Below are 15,407 nucleotides of genomic sequence, written 5' to 3' on the forward strand. Positions count from 1 at the left end.
GAGACAAGTCCAGGCGTCTCGGCCCCGCCCGTTGCGCAAAAGGAACCAAGGCAGGACAGATGGCTGGCCGTCCCCCGCTGGAACACGGGGTCGGCTTTACCATCCATCATGCTGCGTCTATTGATGAATACCGCAAGGGCCATGTTTTGGCCATGGTGCTCCGAACCGGGGGACGCAGGCATCAGCAACACTCAGATCCTGGACGAACGCGCGAGTGAGGCCGGATCGGCCTGGCTCCCCCTGATCGTCATTCCGATCTTCCTGGTGGCGCCCGCGCTGTGGAACGGTTATCCGCTGCTGCAGTGGGACACCGGCGGCTATCTCGCGCGCTGGTATGAGGGCTACCTGGTGCCGAGCCGCTCGACCGTGTTCGGGCTCTATTTGCACTGGGGCGAAGGCTCCAGCTTCTGGCTCAATCTCGGCCTGCAGGCGCTGGCGACGCTGTGGATCCTGCAGCTGACCTTGCGTGTGCTCGGGCTCGCCCAGCCGCTGCGCCTGCTCTGGATCGGCCTGCTGCTGATCCTGACCACCGCATTGCCCTGGCTTGCCAGCATGCTGCTGACCGACATCTTTGCCGGACTGTCGGTGCTTGCGCTGTTCATCCTGGTCACGCAGGCGCAGCGCATCTCACCGCTCGAAAAATGCGCGCTGTTCGGCTTCGTCGCGTTCGCCTCCGCCACCCACAGCGCCACGCTCGGCGTGCTGTTCGGCCTGTGCTGCGCCGGTTGGATGGCCTATCCGTGGCTCCGTCGGCAGATCGCGCTTTCCGGCCTGGTGCAGGCCAGCCTGACCATCGTCGCCGGAGCCGCAATGCTGCTCGCGGCCAACGTCGCCTTGTCCGGCCAGCTGGCATGGACACCGGGCGGCACCGGCGTCGCCTTTGGCCGCATGCTCCAGGACGGCATCGTCGCGCAGTACCTGAAAGACCATTGCGCACGCGAGAAGCTCAAGCTCTGCCCCTATCGCAACGAGCTGCCGCCCACAGCGGATGACTTCCTGTGGGGCAACAGCATGTTCAACAAGCTCGGCCGCTTCGAGGGCATGAACGACGAGATGGGGTTCATCGTGAAGCAGTCGCTCGCGGCCTATCCTCTGTGGCAGGCCAAGGCGGCGGCGGTTGCCACGGTCGAGCAGCTGCTGCATGTGGCGACCGGCGAAGGCACCAATGGCTGGGTGCCGCACACCTATGGCATCATCGAGCGCTACATCCCGTCCCAGACAAAGCAGATGCGCGCGGCGCATCAGCAGCATTGGGAGATCAATTTCGCGGTCGTGAACTGGCTCCACGTGCCGGTCGCGCTCGGATCCATGCTGGCGGTGGCCGCCATCGCCGCCCATGCGATCTGGCGCCGGCGCCGCGATGATGTCGCCCTCCTGGCCGTGACCGTGACGCTCGCTTTGCTCGGCAACGCCGTGATCTGCGGCGTGATCTCAGGTCCCCATGACCGCTACGGCGCCCGCCTGGTCTGGATCGCCAGCTTCACCGCGCTGATCGCCGCGGCACGCTGGCTCGGCGGCGAACGCATCGACGCAGCGCCGTAGTGCGCGGGCACCGCGGCCGTCCAGGCGGCAATTGTTTGGTGGGCACAATCTCTCCCCACGTCATTGCGAGGCGAGCGAAGCGAAGCAATCCAGGGACCCACCAGAACCCTGGATTGCTTCGCTTCGCTCGCAATGGCGGAGGAGAGAGCCAGCGCTGATCTGGATCTCCGACCGGGCCGTGACCCAACGCGAGCGCCCCGGCCGGCTGCCGGCCCATCAGCTCGCGCTCGGATCGACCGTCAACGCCGTGACAGGAAATCGATCACGCCAGCCTTGTAGACCTTGTCGCCGACGGCGCGCATGTGATCGCGGTTGGGAATATCGAGCACCTCCGCGCCGGGAATGAGCGCGCCGAGCGCCGGCCCGGAGCCTGCGACCTCGTCGGCAGTGCCGACGGCGACCAGGACCGGCACGGCGATGCGGCCGACTTGTTCGCGCGAGATCAATCCGCGCGAGCCGCGCATGCAGGCGGCCAGGGCCAGCCGGTCGGAGCGGGTCTGGTCGGCGAAGGCGCGGAAGGTGCGTCCGACGGGATCGGTCACCTCGTCGATCGACGGCGCCTCCAGCGCCGCGGCGACGTTCTCGCCCGGCCCGCCGCCCTCGATCATCGCCATGCCGATGCCGCCGAAGATCGCCGAACGCAGGCGCTCGGGCCTGGCGAGGGCGATATGGGCGGCGATGCGACCGCCCAGCGAGTAGCCCATGACATCGGCGCTTGCGAGCCCGAGATGGTCCATCAGCGCGGTGACATCACTGGCCATCTCCGCGATCGCGTAGCTCGCGGGATCGTAGAGCTTGGCCGAGTCGCCATGGCCGCGATTGTCGAGCGCGATGACGCGGCGGCCGTCCTTGCGCAGTTCGGACACCCAGGCTGGATAAACCCAGTTGACATTCTTGGTCGACGCGAAGCCGTGGACGAGCACGATCGGATCGCCCTCCCCCTCATCGATGAAGGCGATTTCGACGGCGCCGTTGTGAAAGCTCGGCATCGGCCTGCGGTCCCGGAGTTGAGAATGAAGATGCTGCGACGGAGTTTAGCCGCAGGAGGCGGCGGCGACCAGTTCGGGTCTGGCCGCAGCGGCCTGCGCCTGCCGCAATCGCCGCCGCTTGCCGCGATCGATCGCGGACTGGGTGGCGCGCTCTGTTATCGATTTGAGCGAGCCGAGCATCCCGAACAGCGTCATCAGTGCACCGAACAGCCAGAGCGCGAGGTTGAACGCGCCCGCCGTCAGCAGCAGCGCGCCGCGGCCGAGCAGTTTGAGGATCGCGCGCGTCTGGCCGCCCTTGGCCTCGGCCAGACGGGCCGCACGGGCGACGTCCTTCGGCCCCTCCGCGAGCTTGAGCGAATCGAGCGCGCCGCGCGTTCCGGCCTTCTCGGTGATGCGGCCGACATCCTTGCCGAGCCGCACCAGGGCACCGGCCTTCTCGGCCCGGAACGCCGCCCTGATCGCGGTCGCGGTCTCTCCGGGACGCAGCACCGAGCCGGAGGCGACCGCCTGCTGCAGCATCGGCGCATCGACCACCTCGCGCGCGGACCGTCCGGCCCAGGCCGCCAGTCCCTCGCCGAGCCGGCCGACCTTGCGGGCATCCTTCACCAGGGTCAGACCGGCGCGCACCGGCGCCGCGGTGCCGGCGGAGACATAGGTCGCGGCGGTCACGGCAAGGCCAGCCGCGGCAAGGCCCAGCACGAGGCGGTCGGTCTCCTCGCCCATCACCAGATGCTTGCCTTCGCGCACGGCGTCGCGGATGTCACCGAACACGAACAGATCGCCGGCGACAGTGCCGGAGAGGCTGGCGACATCATCGGCCTGACCGGTAACGAGCCCGGTCGCAAAGCGCTTCGCCACGCTCGCCGGCGCCTTCTCCGCAGCCAAGGCTTCGGTCACCCGCTGCACCTGACTCTCATCGAGGGCGAGATGATGAGCGTTTGCGAGTGCCACGAAGCTGTCGGCGAGATCGGGATCGCCGGCGGCAAGCGCCTCCTCGATACCGGTGGAGATGCGCGTCGGATCGCTTTGCAATAGCGGCGCGATCTGCAGCTCCGACAGCCGCGCCGGATCGTCTGCCGCGTCGAGCACGGCTCCGGCATGATAGGCATGCGGATACAGCGCCGCGCCGATGGCGATGCTGATGGCAAGGCCCGCCACGGCCAGACCGATACCGCGATTGATTCGATTCGAGATCACGCCGTGTTCACGTTTTCGCGTGGATATTCAGGTGAAGACATAGGATGTCCGGCCCGGCACACAACGGCCCCGACGAAAGAAGGGCTTCTCGGGCGCATCTGGTTTGTGTCGAATCCACAAGCGCAAAAATAACGGCGTGCGTCACACCCAACGCAGGTTCCCAATCCTAGGAATTGGCCTTATGGCTCAGTATGGTGCGCCGCCGTTTCGCGACGGCACGGCGTATCGTTCCTGTCCCGTCGGCCGATTCCCCGTGCTGATCCGCTCTGCTCTTCTTGCCACTCGAGGTGAAACCGATGGCCGATAACATCGTCCCGCATTTCCACAACGATGCCGGTGTGCCCGTCATCGAGATCGGCTCGCGTGAGTTCATGTGCGTGGGCGCGAACCCGCCGTTCGATCATCCGCACGTGTTCCTCGATCTCGGCAACGACAAGGAAATCATCTGTCCTTACTGCTCGACGCTGTACCGCTACGCGCCTGACCTCGCCGCCGGCGAAGCGCGGCCGCCGGAATGCGTGCTCAAGGACGTGGCCTGATCGTCCGATCGTGGCATCGCGTACCATCTTCGTTGCAGGCGCCGGGATCGGCGGCCTGACAGCAGCTCTCGCACTGGCCACCAAGGGCTTTCGTGTCGTCGTGCTGGAAAAGGCCGAGCGGCTCGAAGAGGTCGGCGCCGGGCTGCAACTGTCCCCGAATGCCAGTCGCATTCTGATCGATCTCGGATTGGGGCCGCGGCTTGCCTCCCGCGTGGTGGTGCCGGAGGCCGTCAGCATCCTCAGCGCCCGGGCCGGCGGTGAAATCGCGCGGCTGCCGCTCGGCGCGGCGGCGAGCGAGGCGGCCGGCGCGCCCTATTGGGTCGTGCATCGCGCCGATCTGCAGGCGGCCCTGGCGGCCGAGGCGATGGCGCATCCGGATGTCGAGCTGCGCCTGGGCTGCCAGTTCGAGGATGTGGCGGCCCACGCCAAGGGCTTGACCGTGGTGCATCGCCGCGGCGATGAACGCCGGCAGGACGTGGCGCTGGCGCTGATCGGCGCCGACGGCGTCTGGTCGGCAGTGCGGCATCATCTGTTTCCCCAGGTCCGCGCCGAATTCTCCGGCCTGATCGCGTGGCGCGGCACGCTCGACGCCCGGCAATTGCCCCGCGACCATGCCAGCGCGCGGGTGCAGCTCTGGATGGGACCCGGTGCTCATCTGGTCGCCTACCCGATCTCAGCCGGGCGGCAGGTCAACGTCGTCGCGGTGGTGCCCGGCACCTGGAACCGGCCGGGCTGGAGCGCCGAGGGCGATCCAGCGGAGCTGAAGGCGGCGTTCGGCCCGCCACGCTGGCCGGCCACGGCCCGCTTGCTGCTCAATGCGGTCGATGGCTGGCGCAAATGGGCCTTGTTCGGGGTTCCCGAGGGCATCGCGTGGACCGCAGGCAATGTCGCGCTGCTGGGCGACGCCGCCCATGCGATGTTGCCCTTCGCCGCGCAGGGCGCGGGCATGGCGATCGAGGACGCAGCCGTGCTCGCCAAGACCCTGAGCGAGGCGCGCCCGGATGGCCCTGGCGCCATCGAGGGGGCATTGCAGCGCTACGCCAGGCTGCGTCGCCCCCGCGTCGGCCGGGTGCAGCGCACGGCGCGCCAGCAAGGGCGCGTCTACCACATGACGGGTCCGCTGGCGCTGGCACGCGACCTCAGCATCAAGGCGCTCGGCCCGCAACGGCTATCGGCGCGGCAAAGCTGGATCTACGATTGGCGGCTCTAGCGCATGAATGCGTTGCCACGGAAACGCATCACCATCTGATCTTGCGGCCTCAATAGACCGAACCGTCCCGCGGCAGGGTCGAAGGACCGGTCGAACCGGTGGAGGCCATCGGCCGCGCCGGACGCGCCGGTTTGGCCGGCTTGCCGCCCTTGGCGGCCGCAGGCGCCGGCGGCGGGCTTTCCTGGCACTTGTTGCGGCGCCACGCCTCTTCGGCGAATTGCGACTGGCCGCGGATCGCGACGTAATCGTTGCGATAAGCGAGCTCTGCCACCACGACACCGCCGGTCCCGGTCTCCGCCTTGGCCATCAGGCCCTGCAACTCGGCGGTGCGCGCAGCCAGCGACTTGCGCTCGGTTTCGAGCTGCTTGCAGTCGTACAGATCGTATTTGGCCGGATCGGCGAAAGCCGTCGACATGTTGTCGCTCATGCCGGCACAACCGGACAGCAGCGATCCCAAAGCGATCAATCCCGCGGCGAGCGCAAGGCGCCGATGGCCTGGGCGGTGGCAGTCAGTGGTCATGCAGCCTCGTTAAAGCAGCCGTCTTAAAGCATCGTCTCGCCCCGAAGGGAAGCGCATCGGGCTTGGCCTCGCCGACCGCACGATCCGCAGCATCGACATTGCCCGCCCCTTCCGGATCCGGCTCACCCGCCCCGCCAGTTGGATCTGCCGAGCGCCCGATTTCAGAACGACATCCGCATCTTGCAAGTGCCCTTTGGCGCAGCTGTTGAATGACCTGGCTCGCTTGCTTCAGATCAGATGCCATCTCAAAGCAGCTGGTGACGGCCGGATTGAGGCTTTACCAAGGCGACCGCCTTGGCTTAAGCAGGAGGATGAGCCTCAGGGCACCGAAAGCTTCATTCCTTCTGCACGAAGGCTGGGCTAGGTCTCTGATCCCAAACGCGGACGTGGCGGAATTGGTAGACGCAAGGGACTTAAAATTCATCGGCAGAATTGTAATCGCTTAATTTTCCTGTCTAACAAGCACCGATTTCACGATCGAAAGCGGTCTGTATCCGCCCACTCTGTCTAACGCCAAGCGCCTCCCTGCCGAATAGCGCGCCTGCCGCGCAGACGTACCACACCTAGCGGCTTTTCATGGCCGCAAATCGGCGGAATCATGCTCCACTCAATGAGCGCGAAATCCCGAGACCGGCTGTACGGCGCCGAGGTCCGCATTGCGGCGGAGCCCGCGGCGCAGGCGCGCAAAGAAGCCGACAGGCTGGCGTGTGACGCCTGGAACAAGCGCATGCTAGCGTTCCGCGGCTCGGCGCAGCCCTCGCCCCTCCTCGACGACGCGCTGAACGCCGGCTTCGCCTTTCTCGAGATCCGCTGCCTCGGCTACGGCACCAACCAGACGGTGGCGCTCGACATCATCCGGCGGCCAAAGACGACGCCGATTCACGAGCTCGAGCGCTATATGCGCTGCAAGGCCTGCTCGCGGCTGTGGGGGGTATCCGTACAAGCGGAGCACGCTGGCAGCCCTGCGACAGACGAAGATCTCGGCGGCACACCCACCGGCCACATGGTGGCCGGGAGAGCGATGAGCTGGTGTTAGTTGACCTTAGGACACTCGATCCCTTCGGGGATATTAATAGAGGTGATGCAGGCGGGTGGATTGCCGGGCGCGTAGCCTATGCAGCCCTCCTGCAAACAAACCGACTGATAGACGCGCGACTTCATAGCATTATCGTCGGAGTTTATGTAGGTGCAAAGGTTAGCAGGACAAACAATCTGTTGAGGACAGCGCTTGAAGCCGGCCGGAACAGTCTGAGAAATTTGGCAGAGCGGAGTGGCAAAGGCTTCCGAGCTGAGGAGACTTAGAAAAACAACCGCAAGGCGCTTCATGTTTTTTGACCCAATTGTTAGCTAGAAATACCGTATTCTGACGCGCTCAACCAAAAATATCAACAAGAGTTGTGCGGCAGCCTGCGGCGGCGGTTTAGTCCTCAGTCCTGAATCGAATCCATGTGCAATCTCTACTCCATCTCCACCAACCAGGCCGCGATCGCCGAGCTGTTCCGGATCGTTCGCCGCTACGAGGGCAATCTGCCGCCGATGCCGAGCGTCTTCCCGGATTATCCCGCGCCGGTGGTGCGCGAGGCGGTCGACGGCCGCGAGATGGTGATGATGTGCTGGGGCATGCCGCCGCCCCCGCGCACCGGTGGCCCGCCGGTCACCAACATCCGCAACACGGCCTCGCCGCACTGGCGCGGCTGGCTGAAGCCGGAGCACCGCTGCCTGGTGCCGTTCAACAGCTTCGCCGAATCCGCGCCGGAGCCGAACCCGGTGACGAAGAAGAAAGACGTGGTCTGGTTTGCCCAGGCCGACGAGCGGCCGCTCACTTGCTTCGCGGGCATCTGGACCGAGTTCAAAGGCGACCGCGGCACCAAGTCCAAGCCGATCCCCGGCCCTCACCTCGTCTACGGCTTCCTGACCACCGAGCCGAACGCCGTGGTGGCGCCCATTCACCCCAAGGCGATGCCTGTTATCCTGACCACGGCCGAGGAGCGCGACGTCTGGCTGCGGGCGCCGTGGGACGACGCAAACGCGTTGCAGCGACCGTTGCCGGATGACGCGATCGAGATCGTCGCACGCGGCCTCCGCACTGACGACGGACCGGCCTGAGCCGTCACCCCGGCAGTTTCATGCCCAGGCCGGCCGTCGCTGCACGGCAGCACTTGAAAGCGACTGCTTCGGCTCGCAAGCCGTCTCCCCGCCGTGCGACATTGCTTCCGTTCGCCCCCCGGCAGCAGTCGAGCGCTCAGAGAGTACTTGCGGCCCTCGGATGGCAAACTGAAACTGACCAAGGTCTGCAACCTGATCGATGCGATGACCGACGAGCAGCCGATAGAAGGCAAAAGGACCTCGCGAACTCGCCGCCTCGACTGAAACTGCTTTGTTGTCTGATCGGGGGCTGCACGTGTTACTGGCCGTTGAAGCGTCGGCTCAGGCGGGCAGCGGATTGTTCAAGACAAGTCCGCCTTGTACAATCTGCTCACTTGATTCTGATCGCCGCGGCAGTCAAGTGTCTGCTATCTCTACCATGATCGCTCCTTCCCCTGCGTTACCCGAGTGATGCCTTTTGATACAAATGCTTTATACGGTTATATTCGAAGGCGAGCGCATCAACTATTTCGCCCATTTGAGTGTGTTGGAACGCGACGACAACGTACTGCTTAATCGCAGGCAGGTTTGTTGCTACAAATTCTAAAAACGGCAAGGCGTGGTGAATAGCCGCAACCACAGCTGTACTTGCAACCGCGCCGACTGCCCCCTTGGCGATGGAGGCGGCCAGCTCCTTTGAGGCAGGCGACTCCGGGTCGTTAATCTCCTCGACCCAGAGATATCCACGCCTTGCAATCTGGCTGAACAGATTCCTATTAGTCCTCTCGGCAAGTTCTTGCGCGAGCTTCGTATTCACGTCAGCCGCATCAACTGATGCGGACCTGAATGTCGAGCCGATAGCGTTAGCAGCTTTCTCAGTCGTAATTTGACGATCTTGAGCCGCCTTGAGGATAATTGGCTCAGCGGCCTTTAAGCTTTCACGAACCTGTTGCTGCTCCTGCGGTCCCAGGCTGTATCTGTCTAATTCCGCCAAATGAGGATCGCCCTGAACAAAAATGCTCCAGGCTTGAACAGGATTTCGAAGACGCTCGGCTACTGATGGTGGAAGCTTAGAGTAGTGCTCGGGATCGCTCTTTACCGAATCGTGTTGAGCTAACAAGGATCTCAGCGAATTTCCGCTCAGCCAAACTAGCTTTTTGTACTCAACTTTGCTCCAATCCTCTGGATGGTTGTCCAAAAAATCATCGATAGCATCATCGACCTGCGATCTCTCCTGACTAGGTGTATCCTCCTTAAGCTTCTTCAACTGCCTCCTGATGCGGGCGTAAAGCTCTGACTGCTCCCGGTCGTGAGGGTCCGTGGGAGGATCGAGAACAAGATCAAGAGGGCCTTTCCTGGTTGGGCTGAAGGCAAATGCCCTTGTGAGGTCCTGCTCCGGAATAGCATTAATCGGAGGTAGTCGCGACCGACTTGTCCTCGGATCATCTCTGTCCACGAATGTTTCGACTACATCGCCTTCTAAGTTCTGGACCGCATCCAAATGACCGAACAGAGCACTATCGAAGTTTGCTTCCGGCTCCGCACGCTCTGGCTGGGACATATGAGAGGCAAACGGGTCGTTTTGCCCAATCAGGCGGGCAAGCTCCGCAAGCGGATCAGCCTCGGTGGAACTGGTCTCAGTGCTTCGTCGCCCATCTAGATCTGATCCTAGCAATCTTCGAAAGCGGGACCAAACTGCGCTTATGCCCGAACTACGGCCATGCTCCGCTTCCACTCTATCGATTGCTTCCTCGAGCAACATCTGTTGGTGCTCGATATCCGACTCGCTCAGCTGGGGATTACTGCGCAAGCGCTCGAATAAAGCTTTACGCGCGCGTGCGTAGACAACGTACCGATCCCCGACAAGAGCACCGGGCCCCAATTCGCCGATGGCCCGTGAAATTGGTGGATAATAATCTGCCATTTCGCCCCGTTATCCCTTGCAGGCTATCACTCTCCACGCTGCCCCTATTTTCGGCTTGCTCGATTTGCTGCTGGATTCCCACGTCTTGAGCCGATTTCTATCCACACCTTGCCATGGTGGGGCGCTTAGAATCAACCTCCGGCCTGCACCCGGGACGAGATTGCCGCGCTGGCGGTTGAATGATGTACCGGGGGCGCTCTTCGAAGCAATCCAGGACAGCGGCCTGGGCTAAGGCCTACAAACACGTCACCTTGAAAGTCCGATCGCGAGGCTAAACAATACCCCGTCCCGAGGCGGCACAACACGCCCATGCCCGCCATTTCAAACTCCTCAAACGCAAAAAAAGGCCCGCCACCCTTCGGAAGGGCAGCGGGCCATGGGAACTCTTCGAATCGGGTCGTGGCGGTCTCACAGGGCGTTGAGCGCCTTGCGGTCGAACTCGGCGAACACCGGCTTCAGCCAGGAGTTCACATAGCCGCGCTTGACCATGCCGTTCTGGAGATCTGCGTAATAGGCGGAGAAGCCGACGCTCTGCATGTCGACGTCCGCCGCGGTCCGTTCCTCGAGCAGCGGCACGCGGATCGGATCCTTCACCGACTCCGGCAGGCCTTCGAACTTGGAGCGGTTCGTCGCATTGAGAACCGTGTGATAGCCGGCCCCGGCGACCCCATCGCGGATGCCGTCGATCTCATCGAACGATGCCTTGTTCGAACCAATGACGTGGATCGCAGAAAGCCGGAGCGTCCCGCCGGCAACGCCGTCGAAGAAGCCGAGCGTGCGGAGATCCTTGAGCGTGAGGCTCATGGTGCCAGCGGGCAGGTCGAGCAGCGTGACCTGGGCCAAGTGCAGGCCGTCGAACACCTTCATCTGATCGTCGGACTCAGCGAGGTTCACCACCTCGACGCCGTCGAAGAACCGCGCGAACGTGCCGCGCTTGCCGGTCTTGGGGTCCTTGGCGAGATACTCGCCGTCGAACGCGCGCACCGAGATGCCGTGCGACGTGAAGTAGTCGCGCAGCGCGCGCGCAACGGTGGTCTTGCCGACGCCGCCCTTGTCGGCGCCGACGATGACGAGATGGGGAGCCATGAAGAACCTCTACTGGAATGCGCCGATCACGGATGCGGCGGCTTGTTGAAGAACACGTACCAGACCGACCCCGCAATCAGCGCAGCCGTCGAAGTCAGGAACCCGGTGAAGATGGCAAGGAATCCACGTTGCGTGCCCTGCTGCATGGTGCGGGCGAATGCCCACACCTTCTGCTCCTCGTGGAGCTTGTCGACGTCGATTCCGAGCGCAGTAAGTGTGGCTCGCACGGCCTTCTCCGCCACCTTTTCCGCAACCTGCTCGGCGGCTTTCTCTGCGGCGTTCGAAGCGATCTCGCGGATCAGCTCGGCAGTCATCATTCTCTTTCGGCTTTCAGATGGATGCGCTACCGCTTCAGGATCTGCATAATGTTCTCGAACCCACGCTTCGCGAAATAGTAGCTGATGATCATCCCGCCCCAGATCGCGTCATAGCTCCTGAGCGGATCGGTCACGAAGATGCTTTCGGTGTAGCCGGCGAGGCTGCCGATCACCTTGTCCCAGATAAGCAGCTTCGCGTAATAGGACAGGGTAACGTAAGCGAAGAGTTTCTCGACCTCCCAAGGATGTCCGATCTGGGCGATCTTCAGCTGTGTGACCGCCTGTGTCTCGGCAGTCTGCGCAGTAACCTCCTGGGCGGCCAGGTCGGCCGCGATCTTGTGATCGTTGTTGTTGGCCGTAAGGTGCGCCTGATAAGCGGCGAGCAGGCTCTTGGCTGTGTCGCCGCCCAGGAATCTGAAGACGGCCGAGGCGATGGAGAACCAGGACATCCCGAACATCGCTCGGCCTACCCGTTTGGGTCGGCGGCCGTCGGCCCGATCGATCGCCCGATGGTCCGGACACGCGCCCAGATCGTGATCAGTGAGATGGCGAACAGTACCCAACCGGCGATCTGCGGATACTCGATCAGCGCATCCTTAACCTTGCCCTGCAGGTCGATGTCTGGCGCGCCCACGAGCGGTGCCAGCTTGTCGAACAGAGCTAACGTCGATCCGATACCGCCGAGCACGTAGCCCCAGAGCACGGTGATCGATCTGCCGCACATGGCCCAGGCCTTCGCCCAGAACCCATCGGCCTCATCATAAAACGTCCGGAACACGGTGATGCGATGGAGAAGAGGCCGCAGCACGACCGCGTAGGCGAAGATCACGCCCGGAAGCGCGACGACGAACCAGAACATGAAGACCCCCTATGACGCCGCGTAGGCCGCGGCGCGCTGGTTGTGGATGATGAACTTCCGGATGAAGTAGATCGCGGCGCCGATCAGCACCGCGACCAGGATAGCCGTCGCGACTTTCCCGCCGGAGCCGAGGTGCGACAGGTCGACCGACAGATGAGCTGGTGCAGCAGATCCAGCCGCGCTGCCTGCACCAGCGGTCGCCGCCTTGGCGGCGCTGGTCTTTGCCCTGTTCGCCTCCTGGTCCAGGCGCTTACGCGCCTCCGGCGCCGGAAGTTCGGCGCCGACCGACAGCCACATGCGGACGGCCGCCGCCTCCCCCTGCGCACAGCGCCTGCCCCAGCCTCCGCCGAACGTCGACCAGGTCCGCAGTGAATGAAGGAAGGAGAGTCGCATCTGCCAGTACCGCTGGATCAGCGCCACCTTGTCGTTCACGCTCGCCGCCGATCGCACAATCAGGACAATCTCGGTCGACGTGATCCCCAACGCCTTTGACGCCCACTGCAATGCGCGCGCCCTGCCCGAGTTGATCGCAGCGTCGAGCGCCGAATAGTCGAAACCGGCCGGCAGATCGTCGTAGCGAATCGGCTTCGCGTAATGCTCGCGATAGATCAGCGCGGCGACCGCTTTCGGCATAGCCTTGACGTCTTCCGGCGTGGCATCAGCTTTCCAATACATCCGAGCGTCCGCCAGGGTGATTCCCCAATTCGTGGGGCCGCCCGGATCTTTCGGATGGTTCGTGTAGCCGCCTTCATCGGCGAATACGCGAACCATCGCCGCGTCGTAAGTCGAAGCGGTCATATCAATCTCCAGTTGGTGATAGAGCGCGAGCAGCAAGCTCGCAGTTCGCCTATGGAATCGAGGCGACGATGCCGTAATGAGCCAGCAGCTCCTTCAAGGCGTCTGCTGTCTGATTGCCATTCCCGTCGACGGGCCAAGGGGTCACGGCCCCATGCACTGCGATAAACGCCCGATAACCGGCATCCTCGGGGTACACGATCGCGCTTCTCGCGCTGGAGTAGATCCGGCCATTGGCAGCGATCCAATACCAGTTGGCCGGGGTGAACACAGTTTGCAGCACGGCGCTCGGCTCCTCTTAGGGATAGAACTGTCCGCCGTTGCCCGTGCCGCCCGCAACCGATCCGGGAAAGAAGTTCGCGCCCAATCCATTGAGCGAGATCACACCGTTGATCTGCGCGTCGAACTTCTTGCCGTTCACGTAGCTCGGGTTCACGAAGCTAGGCGGATTGACATTGTTGACATTGAGGACGCCGCCGCCGAACGCCGCCGCGACAGCGTTCGTGACCGACACTGGACCAGCAAAGGTGAAGGTAAACGTCGAGATGGTGCAGGTTCCTCCATAGACTGCAGAGAAGCAGTTGTACTGGTTTCCGTTGAAAGTGTGGTTGCCGGGAAACACTGTGCCGCCCGACTGACCAGTGAACACGTTGCCGGCCTGGTTCCCGCTCATCGTGTTGTTGGTGGTCAGAGACGCCCCTTGAGTCGCAAGGAACACGCTGTTCGACTGTGCACCTGTGTTGGTCGCATTCAGGTTTTGGACCGTCAGAGTGTTCGGGCCCTGCGCAACGAACGTGTTGTTGGCTCCGCCATTGACCGTCGTGGCGCTCGTTCCAGAGCCGTTGATGACGACGTTCGGTCCGGCCTGCAGCGGCGTCGAGACCGGTTCGTTGTAGGTTCCGGCCGAGACCTGTATTGTGATGGTGTACTGGCTGGGACCATAGGCCCAAGCCAGGGCCATCGCTCGCCCGATCGTGGCCAGCGCCTTGCCGGAGACGTTTGCGCTACCGTCGTTACCGTCGTCGCCAAGAGCCTTGTTGACATACATCGTGTAGTTGCTCGTCAGCTTCTTGGCGACCGCGCTGGACGTGCCGTAAATCTGGAAGGCCGTGCCATCGTAGATCAACAGCAGGATCTGGCCTGCGACGAACATGTTCGCCAATGTCGGCGTGCCATCACCCAGGGTGATGCTCTTCACGCCCAAGCCGTTGCAGTTGATGGTCGACGACGACGTGATCGAATTCGCGAGCTTGATCGTGATCGCGAGGCCGGCCGAGTACGCGGTAACCGCCGGAGAATAGGTGCCGATCAGAGCGTTCTGCGATCCGGTGTCGTTGACGTACGGCAGACCGATCGAGTTGTTCGTGATGTTGGTGGTCGCGCCCGAGATGCCCAGATAGTTGTCCATCTGGAAATTGACGCCGTCATAGACCAGGCTGACCACCTGGCCAGAGACGATGTCGCCGGATGCGAGCGCGTTGCCACCCGCGCGCTTGATGGCGACTGCTCCAAGACCGTTGACATTGATCGTCGAGGCGCCGCTGTTAGCGTTCGTCGCCTTGAACCTGATGCCCATGCCCGCCTTGTAGGCGATCGGGATCGGGGTGCAGGTCACCGCATAGTTGTTCGCCGTTCCGGTGTCCGAGCCTCCCCAGACCCAAGTGCCGTTCTGGACTCCGGACGGAACGGACGGCAGCGAGGGAAAAAACGGGGCGGTCGCGAGCTGCACGATATTGGTCGAGGTGATCTGCGTCTGACCATTCGCCACCGTGATGGTGTAGAGGCCGACATAGCCTGCGTCGGGAGTTGGCGCGACCTGCGTACCGGTCGATGCGGCGACGCCGGCCTTCAGTGCGATCTGACAGACGCTCGTCCTGATGGTGAAGTTCGACGTGCCCGCGTTGCCCGGTCCAGAGAAGGGCTGCGACGGGTTGGCCGAATTGTAATAGCTCAGGACGATATTGCCGCCGTCGGCGTCGTTCAGGATAGCCTGCACGAGATAGACCTGGCTGAACCCAGAGGTGGCCGGCGGCGCGATCGATAGCACCTGAGGGCTCGAATTGACGCCCTGCTTCATCACGCTGGTATTGTCGACGCCGAGGCTCCCATAGGCCGACGCATCTGTCGGCGTCATTTGATAGATCGTACCAACGCCGATCGTGACATGCAGGTCCGCAGTCGGCGAGGTCGGCGTGGCTGCGAGCCCGGCCACGACCGTGCTGGTGCCGAGCAGCGCCATGTTCTGATAAGCCTGCCCGAGAAGCGCGAACTTGTTGGTGAGCAGGATATCGGTGTCCTGCGGCAGCGCGCCAGGCTGGACAATGGCACGATCCATTTCGGGGAC

The 15,407-nt window shown here is 63.3% G+C and carries 15 protein-coding genes and 1 pseudogene; 5 read left to right on the forward strand and 11 right to left on the reverse strand.

Going from position 1 to position 15,407, the window contains the following annotated elements:
• The first annotated feature begins 141 nt into the window (after window positions 1–141).
• Window positions 142–1,542, forward strand: a complete 1,401-nt coding sequence (locus tag HL671_RS19860) for a hypothetical protein (RefSeq protein ID WP_172237750.1) — start codon at window positions 142–144, stop codon at window positions 1,540–1,542.
• A 239-nt stretch (window positions 1,543–1,781) separates the two neighbouring features.
• Here the strand turns inward: HL671_RS19860 and HL671_RS19865 are convergent, their stop codons facing one another.
• The gene (locus HL671_RS19865; protein ID WP_012045189.1) at window positions 1,782–2,531 is read right to left on the reverse strand and encodes an alpha/beta fold hydrolase; all 750 of its coding nucleotides are present in this window, start codon (window positions 2,529–2,531) and stop codon (window positions 1,782–1,784) included.
• Between the two features lie 45 nt (window positions 2,532–2,576).
• A complete protein-coding gene (locus HL671_RS19870) occupies window positions 2,577–3,728 on the reverse strand; it encodes a hypothetical protein (protein WP_012045190.1) in 1,152 nt (383 codons plus the stop codon).
• A gap of 296 nt (window positions 3,729–4,024) precedes the next feature.
• On the opposite strand from HL671_RS19870, the gene HL671_RS19875 reads away from it, so the two are divergent.
• Together HL671_RS19875 and HL671_RS19880 are read left to right on the forward strand one after the other, a co-directional pair.
• Entirely contained in the window at window positions 4,025–4,267 is a 243-nt protein-coding gene (locus tag HL671_RS19875) for a zinc-finger domain-containing protein (RefSeq protein WP_012045191.1), read from the forward strand.
• A 7-nt stretch (window positions 4,268–4,274) separates the two neighbouring features.
• Window positions 4,275–5,477: an FAD-dependent monooxygenase gene (locus tag HL671_RS19880; RefSeq protein WP_172238043.1), complete on the forward strand. Its 1,203-nt coding sequence runs from the start codon at window positions 4,275–4,277 to the stop codon at window positions 5,475–5,477.
• A gap of 49 nt (window positions 5,478–5,526) precedes the next feature.
• Here HL671_RS19880 and HL671_RS19885 read toward each other — a convergent pair whose 3' ends face one another.
• Window positions 5,527–5,997: a hypothetical protein gene (locus HL671_RS19885; RefSeq protein WP_041750869.1), complete on the reverse strand. Its 471-nt coding sequence runs from the start codon at window positions 5,995–5,997 to the stop codon at window positions 5,527–5,529.
• Window positions 5,998–6,607: 610 nt separating this feature from the next.
• On the opposite strand from HL671_RS19885, the pseudogene HL671_RS19890 reads away from it, so the two are divergent.
• Both HL671_RS19890 and HL671_RS19895 read left to right on the forward strand, forming a co-directional pair.
• Window positions 6,608–7,022: pseudogene (locus tag HL671_RS19890) on the forward strand (hypothetical protein).
• Between the two features lie 421 nt (window positions 7,023–7,443).
• The gene (locus HL671_RS19895; RefSeq protein WP_172237753.1) at window positions 7,444–8,103 is read left to right on the forward strand and encodes an SOS response-associated peptidase; all 660 of its coding nucleotides are present in this window, start codon (window positions 7,444–7,446) and stop codon (window positions 8,101–8,103) included.
• A gap of 439 nt (window positions 8,104–8,542) precedes the next feature.
• On the opposite strand, the gene HL671_RS19900 is transcribed toward HL671_RS19895, so the two are convergent.
• From HL671_RS19900 to HL671_RS19935, 8 genes are all read right to left on the reverse strand, one after another.
• On the reverse strand, window positions 8,543–10,006 hold the full coding sequence (locus tag HL671_RS19900) for a hypothetical protein (RefSeq protein ID WP_172237756.1): 1,464 nt from the start codon (window positions 10,004–10,006) through the stop codon (window positions 8,543–8,545).
• Between the two features lie 408 nt (window positions 10,007–10,414).
• The gene (locus HL671_RS19905) at window positions 10,415–11,092 is read right to left on the reverse strand and encodes a P-loop NTPase family protein (protein WP_172237759.1); all 678 of its coding nucleotides are present in this window, start codon (window positions 11,090–11,092) and stop codon (window positions 10,415–10,417) included.
• Between the two features lie 26 nt (window positions 11,093–11,118).
• On the reverse strand, window positions 11,119–11,406 hold the full coding sequence (locus HL671_RS19910) for a hypothetical protein (protein ID WP_172237762.1): 288 nt from the start codon (window positions 11,404–11,406) through the stop codon (window positions 11,119–11,121).
• A 29-nt stretch (window positions 11,407–11,435) separates the two neighbouring features.
• Window positions 11,436–11,858, reverse strand: a complete 423-nt coding sequence (locus tag HL671_RS19915; protein WP_172237765.1) for a hypothetical protein — start codon at window positions 11,856–11,858, stop codon at window positions 11,436–11,438.
• A gap of 17 nt (window positions 11,859–11,875) precedes the next feature.
• Complete coding sequence (locus HL671_RS19920; RefSeq protein ID WP_172237768.1) at window positions 11,876–12,268, reverse strand: hypothetical protein; 393 nt, start codon at window positions 12,266–12,268, stop codon at window positions 11,876–11,878.
• 9 nt (window positions 12,269–12,277) lie between these two features.
• Entirely contained in the window at window positions 12,278–13,102 is an 825-nt protein-coding gene (locus HL671_RS19925) for a glycoside hydrolase family 108 protein (RefSeq protein WP_172237771.1), read from the reverse strand.
• Between the two features lie 13 nt (window positions 13,103–13,115).
• Window positions 13,116–13,346, reverse strand: a complete 231-nt coding sequence (locus HL671_RS19930) for a hypothetical protein (RefSeq protein WP_172237774.1) — start codon at window positions 13,344–13,346, stop codon at window positions 13,116–13,118.
• Between the two features lie 15 nt (window positions 13,347–13,361).
• Window positions 13,362–15,398, reverse strand: a complete 2,037-nt coding sequence (locus HL671_RS19935) for a hypothetical protein (protein WP_172237777.1) — start codon at window positions 15,396–15,398, stop codon at window positions 13,362–13,364.
• Between the last annotated feature and the right edge of the window lie 9 nt (window positions 15,399–15,407).

The organism is Bradyrhizobium denitrificans, from assembly GCF_013179005.1.
Lineage (GTDB): Bacteria > Pseudomonadota > Alphaproteobacteria > Rhizobiales > Xanthobacteraceae > Bradyrhizobium > Bradyrhizobium denitrificans.

What these genes read in the sequence shown, in the direction of transcription:
- HL671_RS19920 (WP_172237768.1), bottom strand. Translation starts at nt 12,268, where the DNA reads ATGTTCTGGTTCGTCGTCGCGCTTCCGGGCGTGATCTTCGCCTACGCG.
- HL671_RS19935 (WP_172237777.1), bottom strand. Translation starts at nt 15,398, where the DNA reads ATGGATCGTGCCATTGTCCAGCCTGGCGCGCTGCCGCAGGACACCGAT.
- HL671_RS19860 (WP_172237750.1), top strand. Translation starts at nt 142, where the DNA reads ATGTTTTGGCCATGGTGCTCCGAACCGGGGGACGCAGGCATCAGCAAC.
- HL671_RS19875 (WP_012045191.1), top strand. Translation starts at nt 4,025, where the DNA reads ATGGCCGATAACATCGTCCCGCATTTCCACAACGATGCCGGTGTGCCC.
- HL671_RS19910 (WP_172237762.1), bottom strand. Translation starts at nt 11,406, where the DNA reads ATGACTGCCGAGCTGATCCGCGAGATCGCTTCGAACGCCGCAGAGAAA.
- HL671_RS19915 (WP_172237765.1), bottom strand. Translation starts at nt 11,858, where the DNA reads ATGTCCTGGTTCTCCATCGCCTCGGCCGTCTTCAGATTCCTGGGCGGC.
- HL671_RS19895 (WP_172237753.1), top strand. Translation starts at nt 7,444, where the DNA reads ATGTGCAATCTCTACTCCATCTCCACCAACCAGGCCGCGATCGCCGAG.
- HL671_RS19885 (WP_041750869.1), bottom strand. Translation starts at nt 5,997, where the DNA reads ATGACCACTGACTGCCACCGCCCAGGCCATCGGCGCCTTGCGCTCGCC.
- HL671_RS19900 (WP_172237756.1), bottom strand. Translation starts at nt 10,006, where the DNA reads ATGGCAGATTATTATCCACCAATTTCACGGGCCATCGGCGAATTGGGG.
- HL671_RS19905 (WP_172237759.1), bottom strand. Translation starts at nt 11,092, where the DNA reads ATGGCTCCCCATCTCGTCATCGTCGGCGCCGACAAGGGCGGCGTCGGC.
- HL671_RS19865 (WP_012045189.1), bottom strand. Translation starts at nt 2,531, where the DNA reads ATGCCGAGCTTTCACAACGGCGCCGTCGAAATCGCCTTCATCGATGAG.